The 22,057-nt window shown below is 65.4% G+C and carries 27 protein-coding genes and 1 riboswitch; of the genes, 10 read left to right on the forward strand and 17 right to left on the reverse strand.

Annotation, left to right across the window (positions count from 1 at the left end; genetic code table 11):
- Positions 1 to 7 precede the first annotated feature (7 nt).
- The 3 genes from THIDRDRAFT_RS23660 to THIDRDRAFT_RS06855 form a co-directional block, all read right to left on the reverse strand.
- The gene (locus THIDRDRAFT_RS23660; RefSeq protein WP_007040092.1) at positions 8 to 2,254 is read right to left on the reverse strand and encodes a PhoPQ-activated protein PqaA family protein; all 2,247 of its coding nucleotides are present in this window, start codon (positions 2,252 to 2,254) and stop codon (positions 8 to 10) included.
- 46 nt (positions 2,255 to 2,300) lie between these two features.
- Positions 2,301 to 2,675 carry a hypothetical protein gene (locus tag THIDRDRAFT_RS06850; RefSeq protein WP_007040093.1) on the reverse strand — a complete coding sequence of 125 codons (375 nt, stop codon included), beginning with the start codon at positions 2,673 to 2,675 and terminating at the stop codon, positions 2,301 to 2,303.
- 127 nt (positions 2,676 to 2,802) lie between these two features.
- Entirely contained in the window at positions 2,803 to 3,015 is a 213-nt protein-coding gene (locus THIDRDRAFT_RS06855; protein ID WP_007040094.1) for a hypothetical protein, read from the reverse strand.
- 133 nt (positions 3,016 to 3,148) lie between these two features.
- On the opposite strand from THIDRDRAFT_RS06855, the gene THIDRDRAFT_RS06860 reads away from it, so the two are divergent.
- Positions 3,149 to 3,607: a hypothetical protein gene (locus tag THIDRDRAFT_RS06860; protein ID WP_007040095.1), complete on the forward strand. Its 459-nt coding sequence runs from the start codon at positions 3,149 to 3,151 to the stop codon at positions 3,605 to 3,607.
- A 74-nt stretch (positions 3,608 to 3,681) separates the two neighbouring features.
- Here THIDRDRAFT_RS06860 and THIDRDRAFT_RS06865 read toward each other — a convergent pair whose 3' ends face one another.
- Genes THIDRDRAFT_RS06865 through THIDRDRAFT_RS06880 form a run of 4 tightly spaced genes read right to left on the reverse strand, consistent with a single transcriptional unit; the run spans position 3,682 to position 7,983 of the window.
- On the reverse strand, positions 3,682 to 5,748 hold the full coding sequence (locus tag THIDRDRAFT_RS06865; protein WP_007040096.1) for a TonB-dependent receptor: 2,067 nt from the start codon (positions 5,746 to 5,748) through the stop codon (positions 3,682 to 3,684).
- Positions 5,738 to 7,402: a PepSY-associated TM helix domain-containing protein gene (locus THIDRDRAFT_RS06870; RefSeq protein WP_007040097.1), complete on the reverse strand. Its 1,665-nt coding sequence runs from the start codon at positions 7,400 to 7,402 to the stop codon at positions 5,738 to 5,740. The genes THIDRDRAFT_RS06865 and THIDRDRAFT_RS06870 overlap by 11 nt, the downstream gene beginning before the upstream one ends.
- 6 nt (positions 7,403 to 7,408) lie before the next feature.
- On the reverse strand, positions 7,409 to 7,690 hold the full coding sequence (locus THIDRDRAFT_RS06875; protein WP_007040098.1) for a hypothetical protein: 282 nt from the start codon (positions 7,688 to 7,690) through the stop codon (positions 7,409 to 7,411).
- 5 nt (positions 7,691 to 7,695) lie between these two features.
- Positions 7,696 to 7,983, reverse strand: coding sequence for a hypothetical protein (locus THIDRDRAFT_RS06880; RefSeq protein WP_007040099.1), 288 nt, complete (start codon positions 7,981 to 7,983; stop codon positions 7,696 to 7,698).
- A gap of 101 nt (positions 7,984 to 8,084) precedes the next feature.
- Between THIDRDRAFT_RS06880 and THIDRDRAFT_RS06885 the strand changes: the two genes are divergently transcribed.
- The 3 genes from THIDRDRAFT_RS06885 to THIDRDRAFT_RS06895 all read left to right on the forward strand — a co-directional run bounded on the left by THIDRDRAFT_RS06885 (position 8,085) and on the right by THIDRDRAFT_RS06895 (position 10,321).
- Positions 8,085 to 9,101, forward strand: coding sequence for a helix-turn-helix transcriptional regulator (locus tag THIDRDRAFT_RS06885; protein WP_007040100.1), 1,017 nt, complete (start codon positions 8,085 to 8,087; stop codon positions 9,099 to 9,101).
- Positions 9,102 to 9,432: 331 nt separating this feature from the next.
- On the forward strand, positions 9,433 to 9,879 hold the full coding sequence (azu, locus tag THIDRDRAFT_RS06890; protein ID WP_007040101.1) for an azurin: 447 nt from the start codon (positions 9,433 to 9,435) through the stop codon (positions 9,877 to 9,879).
- 208 nt (positions 9,880 to 10,087) lie between these two features.
- Positions 10,088 to 10,321, forward strand: coding sequence for a hypothetical protein (locus THIDRDRAFT_RS06895; RefSeq protein ID WP_007040102.1), 234 nt, complete (start codon positions 10,088 to 10,090; stop codon positions 10,319 to 10,321).
- Between the two features lie 52 nt (positions 10,322 to 10,373).
- On the opposite strand, the gene THIDRDRAFT_RS06900 is transcribed toward THIDRDRAFT_RS06895, so the two are convergent.
- The 10 genes from THIDRDRAFT_RS06900 to THIDRDRAFT_RS06945 form a co-directional block, all read right to left on the reverse strand.
- Positions 10,374 to 11,384 carry a hypothetical protein gene (locus THIDRDRAFT_RS06900; protein ID WP_007040103.1) on the reverse strand — a complete coding sequence of 337 codons (1,011 nt, stop codon included), beginning with the start codon at positions 11,382 to 11,384 and terminating at the stop codon, positions 10,374 to 10,376.
- Complete coding sequence (locus tag THIDRDRAFT_RS06905; protein ID WP_007040104.1) at positions 11,381 to 12,073, reverse strand: ABC transporter ATP-binding protein; 693 nt, start codon at positions 12,071 to 12,073, stop codon at positions 11,381 to 11,383. The genes THIDRDRAFT_RS06900 and THIDRDRAFT_RS06905 overlap by 4 nt, the downstream gene beginning before the upstream one ends.
- A complete protein-coding gene (locus THIDRDRAFT_RS06910) occupies positions 12,070 to 13,269 on the reverse strand; it encodes an ABC transporter permease (RefSeq protein ID WP_007040105.1) in 1,200 nt (399 codons plus the stop codon). The genes THIDRDRAFT_RS06905 and THIDRDRAFT_RS06910 overlap by 4 nt, the downstream gene beginning before the upstream one ends.
- A 2-nt stretch (positions 13,270 to 13,271) precedes the next feature.
- Positions 13,272 to 13,601, reverse strand: coding sequence for a hypothetical protein (locus THIDRDRAFT_RS06915; protein WP_007040106.1), 330 nt, complete (start codon positions 13,599 to 13,601; stop codon positions 13,272 to 13,274).
- Between the two features lie 27 nt (positions 13,602 to 13,628).
- Entirely contained in the window at positions 13,629 to 14,099 is a 471-nt protein-coding gene (locus THIDRDRAFT_RS06920; RefSeq protein WP_007040107.1) for a nitrous oxide reductase accessory protein NosL, read from the reverse strand.
- 3 nt (positions 14,100 to 14,102) lie between these two features.
- Positions 14,103 to 14,723 (reverse strand): hypothetical protein, encoded by a 621-nt coding sequence (locus THIDRDRAFT_RS06925; protein ID WP_007040108.1) that lies wholly within the window; start codon positions 14,721 to 14,723, stop codon positions 14,103 to 14,105.
- A gap of 9 nt (positions 14,724 to 14,732) precedes the next feature.
- Entirely contained in the window at positions 14,733 to 15,275 is a 543-nt protein-coding gene (locus THIDRDRAFT_RS06930; RefSeq protein WP_007040109.1) for a TlpA family protein disulfide reductase, read from the reverse strand.
- A 61-nt stretch (positions 15,276 to 15,336) separates the two neighbouring features.
- Positions 15,337 to 15,534 carry a hypothetical protein gene (locus THIDRDRAFT_RS06935; protein WP_007040110.1) on the reverse strand — a complete coding sequence of 66 codons (198 nt, stop codon included), beginning with the start codon at positions 15,532 to 15,534 and terminating at the stop codon, positions 15,337 to 15,339.
- 164 nt (positions 15,535 to 15,698) lie between these two features.
- Entirely contained in the window at positions 15,699 to 16,061 is a 363-nt protein-coding gene (locus THIDRDRAFT_RS06940) for a response regulator transcription factor (RefSeq protein WP_007040111.1), read from the reverse strand.
- Positions 16,036 to 17,067 (reverse strand): sensor histidine kinase, encoded by a 1,032-nt coding sequence (locus tag THIDRDRAFT_RS06945; RefSeq protein ID WP_159105396.1) that lies wholly within the window; start codon positions 17,065 to 17,067, stop codon positions 16,036 to 16,038. The genes THIDRDRAFT_RS06940 and THIDRDRAFT_RS06945 overlap by 26 nt, the downstream gene beginning before the upstream one ends.
- Before the next feature lie 205 nt (positions 17,068 to 17,272).
- Positions 17,273 to 17,528: riboswitch (cobalamin riboswitch) on the forward strand.
- Positions 17,529 to 17,558: 30 nt separating this feature from the next.
- On the opposite strand from THIDRDRAFT_RS06945, the gene cbiM reads away from it, so the two are divergent.
- Genes cbiM through cobI form a run of 6 tightly spaced genes read left to right on the forward strand, consistent with a single transcriptional unit; the run spans position 17,559 to position 21,985 of the window.
- Entirely contained in the window at positions 17,559 to 18,206 is a 648-nt protein-coding gene (cbiM, locus tag THIDRDRAFT_RS06950; protein WP_007040113.1) for a cobalt transporter CbiM, read from the forward strand.
- Complete coding sequence (locus tag THIDRDRAFT_RS06955) at positions 18,203 to 18,829, forward strand: hypothetical protein (RefSeq protein WP_007040114.1); 627 nt, start codon at positions 18,203 to 18,205, stop codon at positions 18,827 to 18,829. Before cbiM ends, THIDRDRAFT_RS06955 begins: the two co-directional genes overlap by 4 nt.
- Positions 18,830 to 18,852: 23 nt before the next feature.
- Positions 18,853 to 19,653 (forward strand): cobalt ECF transporter T component CbiQ, encoded by an 801-nt coding sequence (cbiQ, locus tag THIDRDRAFT_RS06960; RefSeq protein WP_007040115.1) that lies wholly within the window; start codon positions 18,853 to 18,855, stop codon positions 19,651 to 19,653.
- 43 nt (positions 19,654 to 19,696) lie between these two features.
- The gene (locus THIDRDRAFT_RS06965; protein WP_007040116.1) at positions 19,697 to 20,572 is read left to right on the forward strand and encodes a sirohydrochlorin chelatase; all 876 of its coding nucleotides are present in this window, start codon (positions 19,697 to 19,699) and stop codon (positions 20,570 to 20,572) included.
- The gene (locus THIDRDRAFT_RS06970) at positions 20,569 to 21,246 is read left to right on the forward strand and encodes a precorrin-8X methylmutase (protein WP_007040117.1); all 678 of its coding nucleotides are present in this window, start codon (positions 20,569 to 20,571) and stop codon (positions 21,244 to 21,246) included. The genes THIDRDRAFT_RS06965 and THIDRDRAFT_RS06970 overlap by 4 nt, the downstream gene beginning before the upstream one ends.
- Positions 21,239 to 21,985 (forward strand): precorrin-2 C(20)-methyltransferase, encoded by a 747-nt coding sequence (cobI, locus tag THIDRDRAFT_RS06975; RefSeq protein ID WP_007040118.1) that lies wholly within the window; start codon positions 21,239 to 21,241, stop codon positions 21,983 to 21,985. Before THIDRDRAFT_RS06970 ends, cobI begins: the two co-directional genes overlap by 8 nt.
- Positions 21,986 to 22,057: the final 72 nt, after the last annotated feature.

Below are 22,057 nucleotides of genomic sequence, written 5' to 3' on the forward strand. Positions count from 1 at the left end.
ACAATCATCAGGGCGCGGCTACCTCCGAACTCGACTCGAGCCGCCGCAATGCTGTGGTATCGGATCCGTAATCAGTGACCTGCTGGACGAAGAATCCATCGCCTAGGAGGAGGGCATCCAGGGTTTCTTGGACGTGGTCGGTTTCGGGATCCAGGGATGCTTCTTCTTCCAGTCTCACCTGCTGACCAAGCACCTGAGTCCAGCGCGTATCGGCGCTCACGGATTGGAGCGCATAGGACACCTCGTCGTCGCCGAGATCGATGAGGCCGCTGCCGGTTGGGCTGTGGATGGCGAGATAGCCGACGACCTCGCCGGTATGACCCTCGTTGAGCGCCTCTTCCTCGAACAGTGCGGCCTGGAAGCCGGTGGCCGTGACCTGGCGCGCCCGGGCCGTGACGGCCTGGATGCCGTTGGCGGTCTGGACGGTGAGGAAGAGCTTGGGTGCCGCGTCGAAGGCCGTGCCGAAGGAGATCGGTTTCCAGTCTTGCGTGCCGCCGAGGTCGAAGGTGCCGACCTCCCAGACGGAGCCGTCGGTCATGATCCGACGGCCGGGTTCGAGCACCGCGAAAGGAACATCCTCGATCGCGTGATAGACGTCGTCGAAGAGGCGCGCTCGGTAGTCCCATTCCTGGAAGCGCAGCTCGAATCCGGCCGGGCCGACGGCGCGCAGGCGTGCGACGCCAGGATCGGGTCCGCGAAAGCTCGGCGGGCCGGCGATGACGACGGCGTCGGTGTATCCGGAGGGGGCGTCGACGAAGCGCCAGCCGTGATCGACGGCAGCATCGTTGTCGGGGAGCCAGATGGGTGATCGGGGGTAGGCGGGACAGACGGTTCCGGCATAGGGCAGGATCTCAGGGACGACGTGCACGTCCGTGGTGAGGATCTCATCGCTCTCCAAGGGGGTTGGAATCGCGGTCGCTCCGGGAAAGGTCACCTCGACGGCGAAGGCCGTCCAGCCCTCGGGTGGCGGCGCGACACGGCCCACGTAGCTTCCGTCGGTACTCGGCTGCAGTGGCGTGCTCGTCCAGGCCGCTCCGATCGTATCCAGGCGGAAGTCTCGGGCATTGGGGTTGGTGGTCTGCCAGAGCTTGACCGTCTTGGGCGTGCTGTCCGTCCAGACGCGAATCGATCCGTCGGAATCCCGCGTCCAGTCGATCCGAGGGCTCGGCGTGTCGTCCAGGACATCGCTCAGCCATGAGAGCGTGGGTAGGATGACGCTCGGCAGGTCTTGGCTTTGGGAGTGGTCCGTGTTGAACGAGTATCGCAGCTGCTTCGGTTCGGGCAGTCCCGCCCAGTAGAACTGCGACGAGTCGGGGAGAAAGAACTGATCGCCGGAGGAGTTGACCACCAGCTTTGGCATGGTGAGACGGTCGCGGTAGGCGTATGGATCGATGATCTCCAGCATCGCCTGGCCCTCCGGGGTTGCCGTTCGGCATGGGATGTCGAAGTCGACGTAGTCCTGAATGGCGGGTGCGTAGAAGCCGTAGGCCTCCCAATGGTGATCGAACTGGGCGTCGAGATGGAGGAGGTCGATCGAGGCCGGCAGGATCGCCCGAATTCTGGACGCCTCGCCCTTGCTGGATTCCACGGCGGCGGTGAGCCAGGTCGTCCAGCCCCGCTTGGAGCCGCCCACGATGATGGCGTCATCAATGGTCGGGAGTGTCGGCCAGACGCCTGGATAGGTGGCGGCAAAGGTCTGGATGCTGTCCAGCGCCCGAACCACGGCCTTGGTCATGGGGAGCTGAGGTAGCCATTCCGGATCGCCGGTCGTCAGGTACTTGTCCATGCCGTAGGCCAGGATCGCGTCCTCCTCCCTGGGCGCGCTCTCGTCGGCGAATTGGAGCGGCTGATTGGGAACCTGGCTCAACATGGCGACGACGGACCCCGTCGTTGCAGCCATGATGCCCAGCAGTTCGTCGTTCTCCGTGCCGCCCGGTTTGATATTGCCGCCGCCGTTAACGATCAGGATGGCCGTGCCCTGGTTGCCGGAGTGGAAGATCCAGGGCACGGCGATCAGCAGCTCGTGCCTCCACAGCGTCCGGTCGACCTCCGAAGGCGAACGCCATTGCTGGGAGGTCATGTCGACGACGTGAATGCCGTATCCCCAGCCCTGCCGCGTCTCCTCGTAGGAATAGCCGTAGCTCGGGTCCGGCTTGGCCACATAGTCGTCCAAGGCGGTCGCCTCGGTCCTCGGTGTCTGCCCGACGAGTATCAGCGCTGTCGCCAGCATCACGGGGACCATAGAGAACCTCATGACCTAACCTCCCACGTTTGGCCTCGATCGCACGCGATCAGCGGTTTCAATTGCCCTGGATCATGGTCTTTGAGTCATCCAGGACGGCGTCGGTTGCGGCCTCCTTCGCGGCTTCTTTCGCCATATCTTTGGCCTCGATCATGTCGGCAGCCATGCTGTCGGTCACTTCGGACGTGACGTCTGCCGCTTCGGCTTCCATGGAGCTGGCGTCGCCGGCCGCCTTGGCCGCATTGACGTCGGCGGTGGTTTCATCCGTGACATCTGCGGCCTCTTGAGTGACGTCTGCCGCAGTTTCCATCTCGCTTGCCATTTCGGCGGCGGCTTTCGCTTCGGCATCGGCGGCGGTTTCGGCCAATACGATGGCAGGAAGACCGAGTGCGAGTGAGGTGGTTGCGGATACGAGCATCTGTCTCAGAAACATGACGTGAGTCTCCTCAAGGTGATAGGACGCGCGCACGTCCTAATGATGGAACGAGTCATCGTTGCTGGATGGGGCGTCCGCGTGAATGAGCATGAGGTGAATTCCGGAGAACATCGCATGGGTCGCCTCATTTGCGGAAATCGCCCAACCTCCAGATCTCCAGGTGCCGGTGACTCGGTCCAAAGTCAACTGTCGCGACCGTGTGGGTGCGATCTTGTCTGACCTTGGGTTCGGCGAGGTTCATTCTTGTGCTGTCCTCAAGCTCGAATGCCTCAGGCGGGTCCACCAGCTCAACCATTTCGCGCTCCGCGCGAAGCTTTATGTCGAGGCGCTCCAGCATGCCTTCGGCTCATGTATCGCTGGTTTCGTAATTGAGAATGAATATCATAAGCGTATAATTGGCTGCTCCGTTCGAGCCTTCCGAACATCCGGTCGGAGCGTCTTCGCTTTCATTATTCGCCGTAGGTCATCTCATGCGCACAGGACTGAACACAACCTTTTCACTTCTTGCCTTCGTCGTGCCGTTCGCCCTGGCGCACGCGGACGAATCTCAGATGCGGTTCAAGGTCACCGAGCTGGTCGAGCTGCCGCATCCCATGTCGGCGATCCGTAAGGATCCCGAGCGCTTCGGTATCACGACCGAGCAACGCGAGCGTCTGGACAAGGAGCTGTTCGCGGTCTTCCCGCCCGAGATGCATCCCCGCATGCAGCGTGCCTGGGAGCTGCAGAACCGCGTCCGTCGCGGCGTCATGAAGCAGGGCAAGGACAGCGAGGCCCTTGCGGCGGAACTCGACGAGCTGAGCCGGATCAAGCGCGAGATGGCGGATCTGCACATCGATGCACTGCGGATCTTCCAGGATGTCCTGACCGAGGAGCAGCTCCAGCAGTTGGCCGATGCGACGGGTGCCTCGGGTCGCATGTCATCCCGATAGTCTCCTTCATTTGCTTTGCTCCGGCCGGTCTTCGTCAGACGAAGACCGGCCGGAGCTCGTTCCGATTCTCTCTCTCAGAAATACAGCTCGACAGAGGCCCCGACCAGCCTGGGCTGCTGGACGATGGGCGAGCTGGTGTCGTTGTCGACGACCATGATCCAGTCGTCTGAATCGAACAGATTCCGGGCGTAGAGACTGACCCGGCCACCGTTGAAGTTGTAGGCGAGCTGGAGATTGGCGAGCCAGTGGGAGGGTATTTCGCCGTCGAGGTTGTTGTCGTAGCCGGAGTAGTAGGTATCGGTGAACTGGAGGTCGCCGCCGATCTCGAATCCCTGTCCGAACGCATAGGTCGCGCCCAGGTTGGCCGTGAGCGAGGGCGAACGGGGCAGCTCGTTGCCGGCGATCCCGCTCTCGGAGAAACTCTCGATGTCGGTCTTCAGCAGACCTAAGGCGCCGGTCAGTTCGAGCCCCGACAGCGGCAGCCAGCGCGCGCCCAGTTCGGCGCCATAGGTGTGGACCGCGTCGGCGTTGCGGATCACGGTCGAGTTGGTTCCCAGATAGTAGGGCAGCTGCATGTCCTGGTAGTCGTTGAAGAAGAGGTTGGAGGTCAGCTCCAGCCGGCCGTCCTGCAGGCGGTGGCGGCTGTAGAGCTCGTAGCTCCAGACGTACTCGGGGTCGAAGGTGTAGCTGACGACGGGCGAACCGAAGGTCACGCCCGCGCCGCCGGCGTTGTAGCCGCGGCCGACGGTCGCGCCGATCGTCGTTCCCGCCAGCGGTTTCCAGGCCAGGTCGAGCTTTGGCAGAAAGGCGCTGTAGGTCTCGTCGAAGTCGATCGTCGCCCGGCTGCTGCCGCCGGTGCGTTCTCTGTGCTCCTGCTCGTAGCGCCCGGCCACTGTGAGGTTGAGATCGGGGCGGAGCGCATAGGTCAGCTCGGCGAAGGCCGAGGTGGTCTGGGTCTCGTCCTCGAAGGTGCTGCCGCCGAAGATGTTGACGAATTCGTCCTGGTGGCTGTGGAAGAACCTCAGGCCCGCGAGACCCCGGATGCGCTCGTCGTCCGAACGGAACCGCACCAGCGGCTCGGCCTGGATCTCGTCGCCCTCGATGTCGGCGTAGGGCAGGTCGAGCGCGGCCAGGCGATGGTTGGAGAATTCGGTGTAGATCAGCTGGTTCTCGAAGCTGATGGCGCTGGAGGCGTCCCAGGATAGATCCCAGATCCCGCTGGTGGAGCGGGTCGAGAACACGGGCTTGCGCGGGTCGAAGCGGGCGCTTTCCTGACCGGCCGGCGGAATCAGCGTCTCGTTCTGCGGGGCGCGGGTTTCGAGATAGTTGAGGGTGACCATGCTGGACAGGCCCGGAAGCGCTGATGGCTCGTACAGCAGCTTGGCCCGGGCCGTGCTGGCCTCGATCCGGCGCGGATTGTCGACCGGCTCGTAGCTGATGTAGTCGACGAAGCTGGCCCGCTTCTGGCGGTCGACGCTGACCCGGAATGCCAGCTCGTTATCCAGGATGGGGCCGGAGAGCATGGCCGCCGTCTGGGAACTGCTCTGCTCGCCGACCGCCCCCTTGGCGGCGGCCTCCCAGTGGAAGGTCGGGTCCTTGGAGTTCAGCACGATGGCGCCGCCGATGGCGTTGCGGCCCTGGATATGGCTCTGCGGACCGCGGAAGACCTCGACCTGCTCGATGTCCCACAGCGAGCGCAGGCCGAAGGCGACCTCGTTGTAGGTGAAGGATCGGCCGTCCGCCGACATGTTGAGCCGGGGGCGCGATCCGGCCAGGAAGGCGGAGGCACCGCGCGTCGGTCCCGAGCCGTCGATGCCGCGAATCGTCGGCAGGTCGTTGCCGATGCCGGTATCGACGACGTTCGGCGTCACCCTCAGCAGATCCCGGACCTCGGTCGCGTTGGGGATCGACTCGATCCTGGCCGCGTCGAAGACCTCCACGCTCGAGCCCGTATCCTCGATCGAGCGCTTGCTCTTCTCGCCCGTGACGACGATCTCGGAGAGCACGGCATTCGATCTGGTCTCATCGCCCTGGGCGGCGGCCTGACCCAGGGTCAGGCCGAGCGAGGCGAGCGTCAGTCCGGTCAGGAGCCGCCTGGGCTGGAGACGGACGCGGTCTGCGGGAAGATGGCTATTGTCCATGGATGGATTCTCGATGTTGGTGGATGGCTGTGGGGTTAGGTTGCAGCGGACTCGGTTCGCTCAGCGACCAGACGCTGTCCGTCGCTCCCTTTCGCGCACGGCGGCGGGCGAGCCAGGCCATCCAGAGGAGTCCGAGCGCGGCGCAGAGTGCGACCGCATCGACGGCGACGACCGCATCGCCACTGCGGACGAACAGCTGGGATAGGGGAACCTGGGCGATCAGCAGGCTGGCGAGCGGGATGCAGAGGGTCGCCATGGCCGAGACCAGCAGTAGAGGCGCGGCGGCGCGGGCCGCGCCCAGGCGCAGCGCCCAGATGACCGAGCCGAGGAAGAGCGCGTAGTAGCCGAGCCACAGCCAGGGGCCTGGATGCGTCACCTGGCCGTGCAGCAGCTTGCCGAGCGCGATCGCCAGCGAGAGTCCGCCGATGCAGCCGAGGCCGACCCCGACGGTGAGCGCCGCCATGATTCGGGTGTCACGCCGCTGGGCGATGTGTTCGCCCGATCCATCCCGCGCCCGCGCGAGCGAGCGGCGCCGGCTCTCGATCCACAGCAGATTGCCCGAGTAGAAGAGAAAGGTGCCCGCCAGTCCGAGGACGAAATAGCCCCAGCGCACCGGCTCGCCGCCGAAGGTGCCGAAATGGAGCGCGAAGAAGACCGAGACGATGCGCGACCAGAGCCCCTGGTGTCCCGGCAGGTATTGGGTATCCAGGATCTCGCCCGAGACCGGGCTCATGACCGTGAAGCCCATGAGCCGCACCAGATGACGCCGATCCTCGCCCCAGACCACTAGGCTCGCGCCCCGCGTCCCCGCGCGTCGGTACTGGAGCTTGAGCGGTCTCAGCCCCGGTTCGAGGGTTCGGACCCGTTCGATCAGCTCGGACGGCGGGAGCATGGCGGCCGGACGCGCGTCCGGCTTCGCCACGGCGAAGGGATTGCTCGCCTGCATGAGTGGGCGCATCTGGCCCTGATAGACGATGCGGTCCAGACCGGCGTAGATACTGTCGTGCAGACCGAAGACGACGGCCGTCAGGGCGATGGCCAGATGGAAGGGGAGGCTGGCGATGCCGACCAGATTGTGCGCATCCAGCCACTTGCGTTTGACGCCGCGTCCGAGACGCAGTGCGAGCAGATCCTTGCCCGCCGAGGGGAGCCAGACGATGAGCCCGGAGACCAGCGCGATCACGTAGAGGGCGCTGACGAGTCCCATGACCGTCGTGCCGAATTCCAGCCCGCCAGGCAGCGCGGCGGTGCGGTGGACATGATCCACCAGATCGGCCGCGCCTTTGGTCGGACGCTCGGCGACGACCGGCGCGCCTTCGGCGTCCAGGATCGCCGTCCATTGGGTCGCGGCTTTGCGCCCCTCCTGCCAGGCGAGATAGACCCGGTCGCGTTCGGGGCCGGTCAGGTGCAGCCTGAACTCGGCCTGGGCATCCGGCCGCTCGGCAAGGACGCGCTCGATGAGCCTCTCGGCCCGATCGATGGGAATGGATTGGGGTGGCTCGCCTTCCGCCGTCCAGCGCGACAGCGGGCCCTCGAATACCGTGATGGCACCGGCATAGAAGGCGATGAAGAGCGCCAGACCGGCGATGACGCCAGTCCAGGTGTGGACGCCCTTGTAGATCCGGACGACCTCGGATGAAACGATTCTGCTCAATGGGGTTCACCCGGCGAGATGGCGGCAGAGGACGAGCCCCGAGAAGGCCAGCAGGTTGGCCGTGCCCAGCCAGATCCAGGCCCGTGCTCCGCTGCGGAAGAGATAGACGAGGCTCTGGACCCCGAGCCAGATCGGGGCCACGAGCCACATGACGAATTGGGTCTTGTTCGGGGCCCCCGGACCCTCGCCGCACCAGGCCGCCAGGCCGGCGAGGGCGAAGGCCAGACCGAGCCCGAGCACCAGGCCGGCCGAGGTCTTGCCGATCCAGTCGCGCTGCATCCCGGCCATGGCGGCTAGCGTCGTCCGTGGCCGGTCGTGAAGGCCCCCAGCACGGGGAGCAGGATGAGACAGGCCATGCCGATCGTCAGGATGGCGAAGAAGGCGGTGGTCGGGCGCAGCGTCAGCGACCAGAGCGCCCAGGCGAGGGCAAGGAGCCCCAGCCCATAGGCAAGGCTGCGCCGCCCCGCGAACGGCTGGCGCAGGAACTGCTGGCGGGGAAGTCCGAGATAGAGACTGGCCGAACCGGCGGCCGTTGCGATCACCGCCGAGGTCACCGACATGCTGTCGAGGGTAGGGGGCAAGGGAACCTCTTTTAATAGATAATAAGAACAATTCGCATTTTTTATAATAGCCTCGATTATGCGCGATCGGGCGCCGCGACTCCTATGCGAGAGACAGGAAAATGCATGAATCAGAAAACGGCACGCGCGAAGGGAAAAGGATTCCGGGCGCGGTGCGTCGGATTACGCGTGGAGAGCTGATCGGTGCCGCCGAAAAACGCCTGGGCCCCGGCTATTGGCTGGATGACGACGAGATCGGGGAGGATGCCCCTGTGCTGGAGGGGCATTTCGAGACACTCGAGCTGCGACCGGGATTGACCCTGCATACCTCTGCGGCACGGGATCTCCAATCGCTCAGCTCGGGCCATGTGCTTCAGCCCGGCATTCGGATCCTGGCCGTCGTCGGTGGCGAAACCGAGCTGTCGTTTGGTCACCGGAAACTGCGGCTAGGGCCCCAGACGGTCGATCCGGCCGAGCGTTCAAAGGGGGCCATGGTGAGTCTGGCCGAGCCGGACGTCTTCAGCCGCCGATGGTGCCGGGGCGCCCGAGAGCGCAAGGTGAGTCTGACCCTGACGGCCGAGTGGATGGATCTGGAGGCCAGCTCCGAGCTGGCGGATTTTGCCCGCAGCCATCTGGCCTACCAGCCCTGGATCCTGACCCCCAAATCGATCGAGCTGGCACGGCAGATCCTGGAACCCTCGTCTCTGCAGCCGGGTCTGCAGCGCCTGCGTCTGGAGGGACACTGCATCGATCTGGCGCTGGAGGCATTGTCCTCGCTGGCGCGTCCGGAGCCCTACGGCACGACCTTGCGCGAGATCGACCGTAGGCGTCTCGTTCGGCTCGACGAACTGCTGCACAGCGAGGAGGTGCTCGGCTGTTCCATGGCCGAGATCGCCCGCACGGTCGGCAGCAACACCACCACGCTCCAGTCGCTGGCCCGGGGTGCCTGGGGCTGCTCGATCTTCGAGCGGTTGCGCGCCATTCGCATGGAGAAGGCGCTGGGTCTGCTGGTGCGCGGAGGCAGCGTGGGCGAGGCCGCCGAGATCGCCGGCTATGGATCACCGAGCAACTTCTCGGCCGCCTTCCGGCGGCACTACGGCTTCACGCCCAGCCGCGCGAGACGTGAGCGCGCGGCTTGAGATGCTGTCTTTAAGGTCTGGTCCGCACAGCGGACCCTACCGAAACGTCGGCAGTGCGTCGTAGGGTCCGCTATGCGGACCGAATCGCTTGTGGGTCCCGGGGGGCTGGCGGAAGACGTCCTGCGGATCGGCTGGTTTTGATTGCAAAAGAGAATCATACGCATTAACGTTTCTTGGGTCGCGGGAGCCATGCTCGCCGGGCGTACGCTCGAGCAGGCTTTCGGTCACAGCGACACAGGCGCGATCTCTCTCGTCCTGATGGGATCGGATATCCCTGAGGACCGGAGCGGGGTTGCGGATCAGTTATTGACGACTCACGGAGCACAAGCAGATGAAATCGAGTGCCATCCTCCTTGCCAGCATGCTGGCCGCCGGGGCCTCCTGGGTGTATGCGGACTGCGAATTCACGATCGATGTCAACGACACCATGACCTATCCAATCGCCCAAATTGTCGCTGATTCCAGCTGCGAGGCCATCAAGGTCACGGTGACCCACAAGGGAACCCTGGATGCCAATGTGATGGGACACAACTGGGTGCTCGCCAAGACCGACGACGTTCAGGCGATCGCCACCGAGGGCATGATGGCCGGCGCCGACAACAACTATCTCAAGCCCGGCGACACGCGCGTGCTGGCGCACACCGACATCGTGGGTGCGGGTGCAACGTCCAGCACCAGCTTCTCGCCGAGCCTCCTTGAGGCCGGCCAGAGCTACGATTTCTTTTGCTCCTTCCCCGGCCACTGGGCCTCGATGAGGGGTAAGTTCGTCCTCGAATGAGTACGAATCAGGGCGGCTGCCTCGAGCATGCCGCCGCCTCTTGGATCAGGGAACGCCCCGCGCGGTCAATGCCTCGAGCAGGATGTTCGACCGCGTCCTCATTCGATGCGATCCGGGGAGAATCCCTTGGCCGCCTCCCTGTCTTCACTGAAGCCACGACCGGTGCGACACGCGAGATCGCGACACCGATTGGCCTGGAAGCCTTGTTATGACCGAAATCATCGACGCGCAGCAGCTGGTGGCACGCACCCTCGGACTCCTATCCCGCGCAGCGATCGACGGCGTATGCAAGAGACGTCTCAAGGAATTGGTTCGTCATCTCGAATGCGTTGCGGGAGACCAGTCCCTGGATCCGTCCATCCGGGGCGCGGCCGAGGGGCTGTCTGCGGAATGGAAGCGGATCTACGACCGCGAATTCGGCGAGGCACCGGAGCTGCACTGAACCGTGCCAGCCGAGGAATGCCTGCGTGCCCGAGCGCGAGGTAGGGCGCCCGTCAGTAGTAGCCTTCAAGGGTGAAGTCCGAGAAGACCATCGGCCAGGCGGCGATGACGACGAACAGGCCGAACAGCAGCATGGACAGCCGGGTCCAGCGCGGCTGGGCGGCGGCGATGACGCCTTCGACGGAGGCGACGCGGCGCAGCGGTTCGGCGATACCGACCATCAGACCGTAGAAGGTCGCCGCGAACAGGGTCAGGTACATGGGATAGCCGATGTAGTGGTAGTCGGCCTGCAGGATGCAGAAGGGGCAATGATGGGTCGGCAGCTCGTAGTGGTAGGACGAGATGAAGGCGATGATCGAGGCCAACGAGATCCCGAGCATCCATAGAGACAGGCCCGCCAGCAGATACCGCAGCCTGGGTCTCGCCTGGCGCAGGTTGAGCGTTCCGGCCGCCAGATAGACTGCGGTTCCGCCGAAGAAGGCGATCATCAGCGGGAAGGCCGGCAGGCCGGCGATCTCGGCGCCGACGCCCGCGCCCGAGCCGCTGAAGAGCGTGCCGCAGCAGGAGGTGATGACGCTGGGATCGAGCCCGAGGAAGAAGCGGAAGAGCAGCCAGGTCTCCAGGGCGAGCAGCGGGGCGAGCAGCAGGAGCAGGCCGTACTTGAGGCGGGTCAGGGGGTAGTCCTCGGCGCGCTGGTCGATGCGGTTGAGCACGATCCAGACGGCGCAGAAGAGGAGTCCTAGGATCTTCGCCCCCAACACCCACCAGCCCACCGGATTGGCGTTCAGTGTGCCGGTCGCGCACATGGCGCCGACGAAGATGGCGTGGATGTCCTCCAGGGTGTAGAGGAAGATCAGCGCGGACAGGATCTCCAGCGCCATCGCATGGCCCATCAGGGTCGAGAGCAGATAGGTCTTGCGTTCCAGCGCGAGCTGTTCCTCCGAGCTGCTGTCGAGATCCCAGCGGACCAGGACGATGGCGCCGAGATAGGCCCCGTACAGCACCAGGCCCAGGACCAGGACGGCGGTGATCAAAAGGCCGAGGATGCCCGGATGCAGGATCATCCGTCACCGTCCAGGATGCGGCCGTCGCGCATGGTCGCGACCCGGTCGATCAGTGGGCTGTCGTGGACCAGCGGATCGTGGGTGGCGATGACGACGGTCTTTCCCTGACCGCGCAACGTCTCGAAGATTTGCATCAGCTCGCCCGAGAGGCCGGCATCCAGGTGGGCCGTCGGCTCGTCGGCGAGGATCGCCTGGGGCGCGTTGATCAGTGCCCGGGCGATGGCCACACGCTGGCGCTCGCCACCCGAGAGCGCCTCGACCTTGAAGCCCTTGCGATGGGTGAGGCCGAGCTGCTCGGTCAGTTCCAACGCCCGGCGTTTGGCCGCCGTAAACCCGATCTCCAGCGGATAGAGCGGCAGCATGACGTTTTCCAGCACGCTGATGCCCGGGATCAGATGCAGCTGCTGGAAGACGAAACCGAAGGTGTCGCGCCGCACCCCGGTCAGAAAGCGTTCCGGCAGCTTGGCGACATCCCGTTCGGCGACCAGGATCCGGCCCGAGGTGGGACGGATCATGCAGCCGACCAGGGCCAGCAGGCTGGTCTTTCCCGAACCGCTCGGTCCCTTCAGGACCAATATTTCGCCATGGCCGATGTCCAGCGAGACCTCGTTGACGGGTCGCACCTCGTTGGGCCGCCCCTGGTTGTAGACACGGGTGACGTTCTCGAGCGAGATCATTTTACGACTCATGAGGCCCTCATGACCCGGTCCGGATCCGTGATCGCGGCCTTCCACGAGGGCACGACGGTGGCGACGATGTAGGGCACGACGGTGAGCGAGAAGAGCACGCCGAGCGCATAGGGGTCGATCCGCGGGGCCAGATCGATCGCGGGGAAGAGCGTCGACCAGCCCTCGAGGACCGGCATCAGCAGCTCGGCCCCGAACCGTTGGACGTGCGCGTAGCCCGCCGTCACCCCGGCCAGGAAGGCGACCAGGGCGAGCGCCGCGCCTTCCCAGAGCTTGAGCTCCAGGATGTCCGAGGTCTCCCAGCCGATCGCCTTGAGGATACCGATCTCGCGCCGCTCGTCGGCCGAGAGACCCGTGGCCTTGTCCCAGGCGAGGATCATGAAGGCCGCCATCGCGCCCAGGAACATGGCCAGCAGCAGACCGCCACGCCAGTTGAACAGGGTCTCGTAGGTGCGCTGGATCTCGGCGTGGCTGATGGGCCGCGCGTCGGGCAACCGCTCCAGGATCTTGCGCGAGATGTTGTCGACCTCATGCGGGTTGTAGACCTCGACCATCAGGTCCGTGGCCCGGTCGTCGGGCATTCCGAAGTGGGCCTTGAGATCCGCCTCCGGGAGCAGGATGAGATCGTTGGTCAGCAGCCGGGACGGGCTCGCGAACAGACCGATCACCTCGTACTCCTGCATCCAGCCCCGCGCGTCCCTGAGCGAGACCATGCCGCCGATACGTGTGCCGCGCACCTCGGCCACGCCCTCGCCGATCAGGCAGACGCGACGCTGTCCGGGCATGATGAAGGATCCCTCGACCAGGCGCAGCGGGGTTGACCCGGGGGACTCGAGTCCTTGATCGCCGATGCCGAGCAGCGTGTAGTTGGCCCCGGTGTAGATGTCGTAGTAATAGCCCCAGTAGCGCGGCGTGACGGAGCCGACGCCTGGCAGCCTGGCGATGAGCTCGCCATAGCCGAGCGGGATCAGTGCATGCCGTCCGGCCATGGCCCGCTGTACCAGCAGCTGCGGCGAGGCCTCGAGCGTCGCCAGCGCCTCCGTGCGCAAGGCGCCGGTCAGAAAGACGATCGACGACAGCAGGAAGACCAGGGCGGCGAAGACGAGCACGAGCCCCAGATTCTTCGTCCGCCGCCGCAGCATCGACGAGAGGGCGAATTCGAGGATCTTCAGATGCCGTCCGAGATGATAGGAGCCCATGGTCAAGGATCCCTATGACGCGATGGAGCCGACCCGGCCCCGACCGGCATCCTCAGCGGCTCGGGCGGGGCGATGATCGAACCGGCGGGAAAGTGCTCGATGGACGAGGGAAAGTCCTGGAAGGCCGCGAAGCGGTCGGCCTGAGACGGATGCCGGGTGTAGCGCGCCTCGGTCCAGAGTGCCAGGTCGGTGAGTCCGAGCTTGGAGACCAGCGCGCGCTTGTCGGCGAGTTCGGATTGCAGCCGCTCGGCGCTGGGGGCGGACTGCAGATGCAGCGTCGCCAGCAGGCCCAGTTCGGCGCTCAGGAGTCCGAAGAGGATGTGATACTTCATTCGTGCGTCCTGTCGGTCTCCGTCTTCTCAGTCCGGGATATCGGTCGGTCCGATCTCGTCGAAACGCAGGATGCGATTGCCGCCGTGGTCCAGCATGAAGGCATCCGCGGCCTCCTTCCCCTTGACCGGGACGAACTCGTGACCCATCGGACCCAGCACGTCGCTGCCCAGCACGAAGTAGAGCTGCTCCGCGCGCATGATCCGGTTGCTGTAGTACTCGGTGACATAGATGGCCGCGATGTCCTCGCGGTGCTTGGCCGGCTTGTAGCGCTCGATGGCGAAGTAGTACTTGAACATGTCCTTGGAGCCGTCGAACACCGCATAGCTGCCGTCCTGATAGAGGATCTCGGCGACCCATTGCGGGTACTTGTAGACGAACATGCCGCAGACCGGACACTTGTCGGTGCGTTGCGGCGGCACGAACTCGGGCTCGGCCGCTGACGCATTCATCATCAGGGTCAGGCTCAGTAAGGCGAGGGCGATCGGGTTTCGAATCATGGCTCAGCCTCGCATCTCGGCACGGCGCCGACGAATCAGGATAGTGTCCTCGGCCATATCCTCGTAGGCGGCCCGCAGGGCCTGATCGAAATCCACGACCTCGGCGGGACCGGTCGCCGCTTCGCGTGCCCGCGCACGCTCGGCATAGGCCCACTTGCTGCGCCGGGTCATGGTGCCGGGGCGGCTTGGATCGATCAGGTAGTGGAGCCCATCGACCTCGACCAATGGCGGAATCTCCAGATCCGAGCCCGCGTCCGCCGCATAGATGGCCTTGGGCACCAGATCCAGGTTCAGTCCCAGGCTGAGCGCGGCGCAGTGGATCGAGCAGGTCGGATCCACGGAGTCGTCGAGGTAATGGATCAGGTGCCTTGTTCGGCGCCATTTCTCGTGTCCCCGGGACATGCCGCAGTAGGGGCAGGCCGGAAATTTGCTGAGCTCGTCCACCAGCGGATGGCTGTCCCTGAGGCTGGGCAGGAATTGGAGCGGGGTCCCGGCGACGTCCTCCTCGACTCCCCGCTGCTCGATCCATTGCCAGGGTTTCGTCGGTGCGCGGTCGCTCGCCGCGGACTCGAAGGCCGCCAGGCTGCCGGCGGCCAGTGCGGTCAGGATCTCTCTTCGTTTCATGGGCATGCCCTATTCAGTTTCTGATTGAATCCGGCCGAACCATGGTCGGGGCTCGACCCCGAGCAGTGGAGTGACCATCGCCTCCAAGCGCTCGCGGCTGATCTCGCCGAACACCTTCTCCCGCACCACACCCTGGCGGTCCAGTACGAAGGCCGTGGGAACGGCCATGATTCCGTAGCGCTTGACCGAGATTCCGCTCTGGTCGATGGCGACCGGATAGGTGACGGGGAGCAGTCGGAGGTATTCCTGGACGTCATCGAGCGGCTCGCCCTGATTGACGGCCAGCACCGTCAGACCGTCGTCCCGGTACTGCTGATAGAGCCCTTCCATCTGGGCCATGTCGATCAGACAGGGACCGCATCCGCCGGTCCAGAAATCGAGCACCACCACGCGCCCCCGGTAGTCCGACAGCCGGACCGGAGCCTTCTCCAGATCCAGGGCCCTGATCTCGGGAGCTACGAGCCCAGGCGCGGTGCCTTCGGGCTTACCGCAGCCGACCAATGGGGTGAGGAGCGCGCCAGCCAGGATCCAGGATCTCGTGCGACCGATCATCGCGCCCCTCGGTTCGGCGTTTGGCATTCTCGTCTGTTCATGCGGAGCATCCTTATGGCTCTCAGAGGTTGGTCGGCTGCTCGCGCGCGATCGCCGCGCGGTCGAGGACGCGCACGGATTCAGGGATCTCGAAGGGATCGCGTTCGGTCTTGGCGGTCTCCTCGGCGATTGCGAGGCAGAATGGGGCAAAGAGGATTGGGCCGAGCGGGAGTCTGCCCAGGCTGGGCAGCGGGATGTCTCTTGGCGAACGGATGGACATGGATGCGTACCTCTGATCGCGTCGTCCGGGCCGTTCGCTGATCCCTGGATTCGGGGACTGGCTGGCTGTACTTGGTGTGGATCGTCTCTATATACTAATGCGAATCAATCTTAAAATATACAATAACGACCGCACATGGCATGTGGCCGGTAAAACGGGCCGGATCAGAGTAGACGGTCGATCTCGGCTAGCAGCTGCTCGTTCGTGAAGGGTTTCTCCAGTACCGCCTTGGCGCCCATATCCAGCGCCACATCCAGAAAGCTCCCATCGATCACTCGACCGCCGCCGGAGATCGCGATCACGGGGATGTCGGAGCCAGCCTTCCTCAAGTCGAAGAGCACGCCCAATCCGTCCTGCTCGGGCATGATGAGGTCCGTGATGATGAGGTCGGTCGATTCATGCTCCAGCGTCGACATCAATTGGCTGCCGTTCTCGGCTTCGATCACCTCGTGTCCTGCCTTGCGCAGGACCTTGGCGAGGCTGTAACGCACCAGATCTTCATCATCGATCAGAATCAACTTCGCCATGTCGGCCTCCGGTGAATTCGCTATAGGGCAGGTAGACGGCGACACGCGTCCCCTTGCCCGGGGCGCTGCTCAGCTCGACATCACCGCCGGCACCCTTGACCAGGCTCAGGACCTCCGACAGCCCGATGCCGGTCCCTTCGTGCACATCCTTGGTGGTGTAGAAGAGGTCGAACGCCCGAGCACGTTCGGGCTCGTCCATTCCCTTGCCCTGATCGGTGACGGAGAGACACAGCCAAGGGTGGTCGAGCATCTCGATTCGCGCCCCGGGCGGGGCAGGTGCGGCCAGGTCCAGTCCGACCTCGATGCCGCCCTCCATGCCCTTGAGCGCATCCCGGCCATTGTTGACGAGATTCAGCACGATCGTCTCCAGATTCGACTTGGAGAGCGCGACGACGCAGGTCTCCGTCTCCGGTTCCAGGCGCGTGGAGAGCCGGATGCGATTCGGCAGCGCCACCCGCGCCAGATTCAGGGCGCGGAGGATGGTCTCCCGGGCCGCGCAGCGGTCGTCGAACTCTGGACCGGTGCTCGAGCGCGCGACGCCGAGCACCTGCGCCAGGATCTCGCGCGAACTGGTCGCGGCTTGCAGGATCCTGTCCAGGTCCCGGGCATGCTCGCTGCCGTCCGGAAGCTCGTCCCGGACCGCCTCGCTCAGACTGATGATCGGCTGCAGGTTGTTGTTCATCGCGTGCGCGATGCCTCCAAGCATCGTGCCCATCGCTAGCTGCTTGCGGTCCATGGCCAGCTTGCGCTCCAGCTCCAAGTGTCTGCGGCTGGCCCTCACCACCGCCCGGGCGAGCCGAACAGACAGCAGGGCGAAGACCAATACCAGCGAGACGATGGCGACCAGCAAGGTGAGGATGATCTCGTCGGCCTCCCAGTCCTCGTGGGCACGGGTGAAGGCGTAGACCAGGTCGAAGGCGTCCAGCTCGGCCAGCACGGCCCCGAGCACCAGGCTTTCCAGCACGAGGAATGTTGCCAGGATCCAGAGGCCGCGTCTGCTGATCACAGGCGAGAGATCATAAGCCTTCATGTTTTGGGGCCTACCAAAACCAGTCGAGGATGAAACTCCGACAAAATCTAATTTAACGTAACACCGGATCCCGTCAATCCAAGAATAGGCCATTCGTGTCTGTCTCCCTCGAATCTATGACCGGAATCCGTCTCGGCCTGCGTTGTCGGGGTTCATGGGTTTGCCCCCGGTTCCAGGCACGTTTAAGATGCACTGCAGCGGTTCCCTGCGTCTTGACCGAGACGCGGGATTGAAAGGGAACACGGTGGGGCCACCGGCTACGGGTCGATCGAGACCCTTGCGGCCGGGCCGAATCCGTGACTGTCCTCGCAACTGTGAGCGCAGAGGCAAGACCATACCCGCCACTGGCGGTCCCGGCAGCGTCCGGGACGGCTGGGAAGGCCGGTCGACGCCGTTGACGCGCGAGTCAGGAGACCTGCCGCTATTCCAGCCACCTTTGATCGGGACGAGCGATCCCAGAGGCAGTCATGCATATCGTAGACGGGGCGCTGTCGGCCCCCGTGCTGGTCGGCGGTACCCTGCTCGCGGCCGCCGGCATCGTTCGGGGCGCGCGGGATCTGAATCTTGAGCGTATTCCCAGCGCGGGTCTGTTGAGCGCGGCCTTCTTCGTCGCCTCGCTGGTTCATGTCCCCATTGGACCCTCCAGCGTCCATCTCATCTTGAACGGGCTGGCGGGCCTGGTTCTGGGCTGGATCAGCTTTCCGGCGCTCTTCGTCGGTCTGCTGCTGCAGGCGCTTTTCTTCGGCTTCGGCGGTCTGACCGTCCTGGGCGTCAATACGCTCGACATCGCCCTGCCGGCGGTTATCGTCGGTCTGCTGTGTCGGCCCGGCGTGCGCTCGGCCAATGCCGCCCTGGCGGCCTTCTGGGGCGGGATCGCCGGGGCGCTCGCCATCGCCCTGACCGCGCTCATGGTGGCCGCCGTGCTGGCCCTGAGCGGCGATGCCTTCATTCCGGCGGCCAAGCTGGTCGTGATCGCCCATGTCCCGGTCATGCTGATCGAGGGACTGCTGTGCGCGGCTGCGGTGACGCTCGTCCGCAAGGTCAAGCCGGAGCTGTTCGGGATGCCGGCCGATGCGTCGGCGGTGGGTCTGCGGGCGGCGGAGGTGCGGTCATGAACCAGGTGTCGAAGATCCAAAGGCGTCGCCGGTTGTTGTTATGTCTGGCGCTGATCTGTCTGCCGATGGTGATGAACGCGGCTTGGGCGCACAAGGTCTTGCTCGGTCTCTGGCCGGACGGCTCGGACATCGAGGGTGAGCTGGGGTTTTCCAATGGCGATATGGCCGCGCCCGGTACGCTGGTAGAGGTCCTGGGACCGGACGGCGAACCCATCGGCGAGACCCGGGTGACCGAGGAGGGTCTCTTCCGCTTTACGCCAACGCGCTCGGTGCCTCACACCTTCCGCGCCAATCTCGGGGCCGGCCATGTGGCCAAGGCGAGTCTGCCCATGGACGAGATGCCCAAGATCCGCGACTCCGGCACCCCTTCCGGTGATGCGGCCTCCGTCGAGTCCCAAGCGGTCGTGCCGGTCTCTGCGGAGCGGCCGGCGGATGCGCCGACACTGGATCCGACCGCTCTCGAGATGCTGATCGCCGAGGCCGTCCGGCGCGAGGTCAAGCCGCTGCGCCGGGAACTGAGCGCGCTCAAGGAGAAGATCGGCTTTCAGCAGGTGCTGGGCGGACTCGGCTACATCGCCGGAATCTCCGGGCTCCTCTTCTTCGTCTATGCCAGGCGCAGTTAGCACCTCGGCCGGACGAGGGTCGCATGGGGCATTGCACCGACCCGGCCGCGCCGAGTCTCTCGGGGCTCGAGGCGTCGCGCGCCGGGATGGGTGCTTTGCGTCCACTGGATCCGCGCACCCGCATCCTGGCCGCCGGGTGCTTCGCGCTTGTGGTCGTCGGCCTGGATCGGCTGGCGCTCCTGGCGGCGGCGCTCCTGCTCGCCTTGCTACTGGCCGTGCTCGCCAGGCTGCCGCTGCGCCGCACCCTCAAGCGCGTCATGGCGATGGACGCCTTCGTCCTCTTCATGCTGATCCTGCTGCCCTTCACCACGCCCGGAACGCCACTGTTCACCTTAGGTCCGGTAACGGCCACGGAGGAGGGGCTTCGATGGGCTCTGGACATCGCACTCACGGCCAATGCGGTCATGCTGGCCGTGCTCGCGCTGGTCGGGGGGCTGGATGCCGTCACCCTGGGACATGCCCTGCACCGGCTGCGGATGCCCGAGTCGATCGTGCAGCTCCTCCAGTTCACGGTGCGCTATGTCGAGGTCGTCGAGCGCGAGTTCGGCCGCATGCGCACCGCCATGCGTGCGCGCGGCTTCGTGCCCGGCAACGATCTGCACACCTACCGCACCCTGGGCTATGCCCTGGGGATGCTGCTGGTGCGCAGCCTGGAGCGCTCCGAGCGGGTGCTCTACGCCATGAAATGCCGCGGCTTCGTGGGACGCTTCCATGTGATCGTGGAGCTTCGCTTCGGCATGCCGGACGCGCTCCTGGCCCTGCTGCTGAGCGTCCTGCTCGCCGTCCTGGTACTCGTGGAGATCCGACTCGGATCCGCGCATTGAATAGATTCTGACCGATGAACCCCAGTCACACGAGGGACAGCGAATGACGCGAGAAGTCGTCCTCTTGGTCGCCCACGGCGCCCGGGACCCGGGCAACGAGGGTAACCGCGAGGTTGAGGAGATGGTCGCGCTTTGGCGCGGTCGTCACCCGGATTCCAACATCCAGGTGTGCTGGATCGAGCATGCCCCCGTCCTGCTGGAGGAGGGCATCGACCGCGCAGTCGCCGAAGTGGTCGAGGCGGGAGGACGTCTGCTCGTGCTGCCTCTGATCCTGAACGCGGCCGGTCATGTGAAGGAGGACATCCCCCAGGCCGTCGAGGCGGCCCGCGTCCGTCATCCCGGGATCGAGATCCGCTGCGCCCGGCATCTGGGCACCACGGGTCAGCTGCTGAAGGCGCTGCGCCATCGGCTGCATCAGGCGATGGTCGAGCTGGCCATGCCGGACCCGCGCACCACGGGCATCGTGCTGCTGGCGCGCGGCGCCTCGGACATGGAGTCCACGGGGGAGGTCGCCAAGATGGCCCACTGGCTCTACGAGACCACGGACCACGACCTCGTCCTGCCGGCCTTCACCGGCATCTGCTTCCCGCGTCTGGAACAGGTGGTGCAGCGTCTGGACCGCCTCGGTGCCAGCCAGATCATCGTGCTTCCCTACTATCTCTTCACCGGCCGCTTGATCAAGCGCATTCGGCTCCAGGTGGAGCGGCTCCAGTCACAATATCCGACGCGCACCATCTATCAGGCGGACTATATCGGCGCGCACGATCAGCTGCTGGATCTGCTCGATCTGCGCCTGCGGCAATGCCGGGACGGCAGCGCCATCCTGCCCTGCGACGGCTGCGCCCTGTCGCTGGCGGCGGAGGAGGAGCCGCAGGGGGCGCATGGGGATCAGGGGTCTCCGGCGGCGGCTGCCGCATGAGTGCCCGCAAGGATCCGCCCGCCGAGGACGGTCATACGACCCGCGCGGGACGTGCGATCGAGGCAACGTCCTTCGGCATCATCGACCGCGAGGCCGGTCCGCACGACTATGATCCCGAGCAGTGGGCCGTCGTGCGTCGCATGATCCACGCCAGCGCCGACTTCGACTTCAACGGCCTGACCCGATTCCACTCGGAGGCCGTCTCGGCCGGGATCCATGCCGTTCGGTCCGGCCGGCCGGTGGTGGCGGACGTGGAGATGATCCGGGTCGGTCTCTCGCAGGTGCGGTTGGGCGCCTTCGGGATGGCGACGCACCAGTTCATCGGCGATGCGGACGTGATCGAGCGCGCACATGCGCAGGGCACCACCAGGGCCGTCCAAGCCATGCGCAAGGCCCATGAGATGGGGCTGCTCGCGGGCGGCATCCTGGCCGTGGGCAATGCGCCCACGGCCCTGCTGGAGGCGATCCGTCTGATCGGCGAGGAGGGCGTGCGGCCGGCGCTCGTCATCGGCATGCCGGTCGGATTCGTCTCCGCCGCCGAGTCCAAGGCCGCCCTGGGCGCCCTCGATCGGATCCCCTGGATCCTCACCCAGGGGCGCAAGGGCGGCTCCACACTGGTGGTCGCGGCCATCCATGCGCTGGTGGCCCTGGCGGAGACGGACGCTCATGGCTGAGATGGGCACCCTCTACGGCGTCTCCCTGGGACCGGGCGATCCTGGGCTCATCACCCGCCGGGCCTGGGAGCTGCTGGGACGGGAGCGGATACATTGGACCTATCCGGTGCGCGCCGAGGGGCAGGAGAGCTTCGCCCTGGGGATCGTCCGTGCCGCCGGGCTGACACCACCCGCGGACGCGGAGGCGCTCGTCTTTCCCATGACCCAGGATCCGGCGCGACTGGCTGCGGCCTGGTCGCTCGCCGCGCGGCGGGTGCTGGATGTGCTGCGGCAGGGGCAGGACCTGCTCTTTCTGGTCGAGGGGGATGCCTCGACCTATTCCAGCTTCGCGCATCTGGCCGGCGCCGTGCGCGGTCTGGCGGCCGAGGTTCGGGTGGAGACGGTTCCGGGCGTCACCTCCTACAGTGCTGCGTCGGCCCGGCTGCGACTACCTCTGATGGACGCGGCCGACCGCATGGCCGTCCTGCCCGCCAATTATGGCATCGACACCCTCGAGCGCTGGCTGGACGAGCTGGACACCCTGGTGCTGCTCAAGGTCAAGCCGCTCCTGGACGAGGTCATCGATCTGCTGGAGGCGCGCGGACTGCTCGACCGGGCGGTCTTTTTCGAGCGGATCGGGACGCCGGAGGAACGCATCGTCACGGACCTCTCGCGGCTGCGCGGCCAGCCGGTCAACTATCTCTCCCTGCTGCTGATACGCAATCCCCATCGCCGGGACCGGGCGGTCCGCAGACGCTAGCCTGGCATCGACGCTCACGGAACCTCTTCGATTCTTCGGTCATCGAAGTGTCAATGGGTCCAGATCCCTGGT

It is taken from the genome of Thiorhodococcus drewsii AZ1, from assembly GCF_000224065.1.
In the GTDB taxonomy this organism is placed as follows: domain Bacteria; phylum Pseudomonadota; class Gammaproteobacteria; order Chromatiales; family Chromatiaceae; genus Imhoffiella; species Imhoffiella drewsii.

Excerpts from the sequence above, each read along its gene's own strand:
- THIDRDRAFT_RS23660 (WP_007040092.1), bottom strand. The coding sequence starts at position 2,254 with ATGAGGTTCTCTATGGTCCCCGTGATGCTGGCGACAGCGCTGATACTC.
- THIDRDRAFT_RS06955 (WP_007040114.1), top strand. The coding sequence starts at position 18,203 with ATGAACCAGGTGTCGAAGATCCAAAGGCGTCGCCGGTTGTTGTTATGT.
- cbiM (WP_007040113.1), top strand. The coding sequence starts at position 17,559 with ATGCATATCGTAGACGGGGCGCTGTCGGCCCCCGTGCTGGTCGGCGGT.
- THIDRDRAFT_RS06855 (WP_007040094.1), bottom strand. The coding sequence starts at position 3,015 with ATGCTGGAGCGCCTCGACATAAAGCTTCGCGCGGAGCGCGAAATGGTT.
- THIDRDRAFT_RS06885 (WP_007040100.1), top strand. The coding sequence starts at position 8,085 with ATGCATGAATCAGAAAACGGCACGCGCGAAGGGAAAAGGATTCCGGGC.
- THIDRDRAFT_RS06930 (WP_007040109.1), bottom strand. The coding sequence starts at position 15,275 with ATGATCGGTCGCACGAGATCCTGGATCCTGGCTGGCGCGCTCCTCACC.
- THIDRDRAFT_RS06970 (WP_007040117.1), top strand. The coding sequence starts at position 20,569 with ATGAGTGCCCGCAAGGATCCGCCCGCCGAGGACGGTCATACGACCCGC.
- THIDRDRAFT_RS06875 (WP_007040098.1), bottom strand. The coding sequence starts at position 7,690 with ATGGCCGGGATGCAGCGCGACTGGATCGGCAAGACCTCGGCCGGCCTG.
- THIDRDRAFT_RS06895 (WP_007040102.1), top strand. The coding sequence starts at position 10,088 with ATGACCGAAATCATCGACGCGCAGCAGCTGGTGGCACGCACCCTCGGA.
- THIDRDRAFT_RS06940 (WP_007040111.1), bottom strand. The coding sequence starts at position 16,061 with ATGGCGAAGTTGATTCTGATCGATGATGAAGATCTGGTGCGTTACAGC.
- THIDRDRAFT_RS06905 (WP_007040104.1), bottom strand. The coding sequence starts at position 12,073 with ATGAGTCGTAAAATGATCTCGCTCGAGAACGTCACCCGTGTCTACAAC.
- THIDRDRAFT_RS06850 (WP_007040093.1), bottom strand. The coding sequence starts at position 2,675 with ATGTTTCTGAGACAGATGCTCGTATCCGCAACCACCTCACTCGCACTC.
- THIDRDRAFT_RS06860 (WP_007040095.1), top strand. The coding sequence starts at position 3,149 with ATGCGCACAGGACTGAACACAACCTTTTCACTTCTTGCCTTCGTCGTG.
- THIDRDRAFT_RS06910 (WP_007040105.1), bottom strand. The coding sequence starts at position 13,269 with ATGGGCTCCTATCATCTCGGACGGCATCTGAAGATCCTCGAATTCGCC.
- THIDRDRAFT_RS06965 (WP_007040116.1), top strand. The coding sequence starts at position 19,697 with ATGACGCGAGAAGTCGTCCTCTTGGTCGCCCACGGCGCCCGGGACCCG.
- THIDRDRAFT_RS06920 (WP_007040107.1), bottom strand. The coding sequence starts at position 14,099 with ATGATTCGAAACCCGATCGCCCTCGCCTTACTGAGCCTGACCCTGATG.
- THIDRDRAFT_RS06865 (WP_007040096.1), bottom strand. The coding sequence starts at position 5,748 with ATGGACAATAGCCATCTTCCCGCAGACCGCGTCCGTCTCCAGCCCAGG.
- THIDRDRAFT_RS06935 (WP_007040110.1), bottom strand. The coding sequence starts at position 15,534 with ATGTCCATCCGTTCGCCAAGAGACATCCCGCTGCCCAGCCTGGGCAGA.
- THIDRDRAFT_RS06925 (WP_007040108.1), bottom strand. The coding sequence starts at position 14,723 with ATGAAACGAAGAGAGATCCTGACCGCACTGGCCGCCGGCAGCCTGGCG.
- THIDRDRAFT_RS06915 (WP_007040106.1), bottom strand. The coding sequence starts at position 13,601 with ATGAAGTATCACATCCTCTTCGGACTCCTGAGCGCCGAACTGGGCCTG.
- cobI (WP_007040118.1), top strand. The coding sequence starts at position 21,239 with ATGGCTGAGATGGGCACCCTCTACGGCGTCTCCCTGGGACCGGGCGAT.
- azu (WP_007040101.1), top strand. The coding sequence starts at position 9,433 with ATGAAATCGAGTGCCATCCTCCTTGCCAGCATGCTGGCCGCCGGGGCC.
- THIDRDRAFT_RS06900 (WP_007040103.1), bottom strand. The coding sequence starts at position 11,384 with ATGATCCTGCATCCGGGCATCCTCGGCCTTTTGATCACCGCCGTCCTG.
- cbiQ (WP_007040115.1), top strand. The coding sequence starts at position 18,853 with ATGGGGCATTGCACCGACCCGGCCGCGCCGAGTCTCTCGGGGCTCGAG.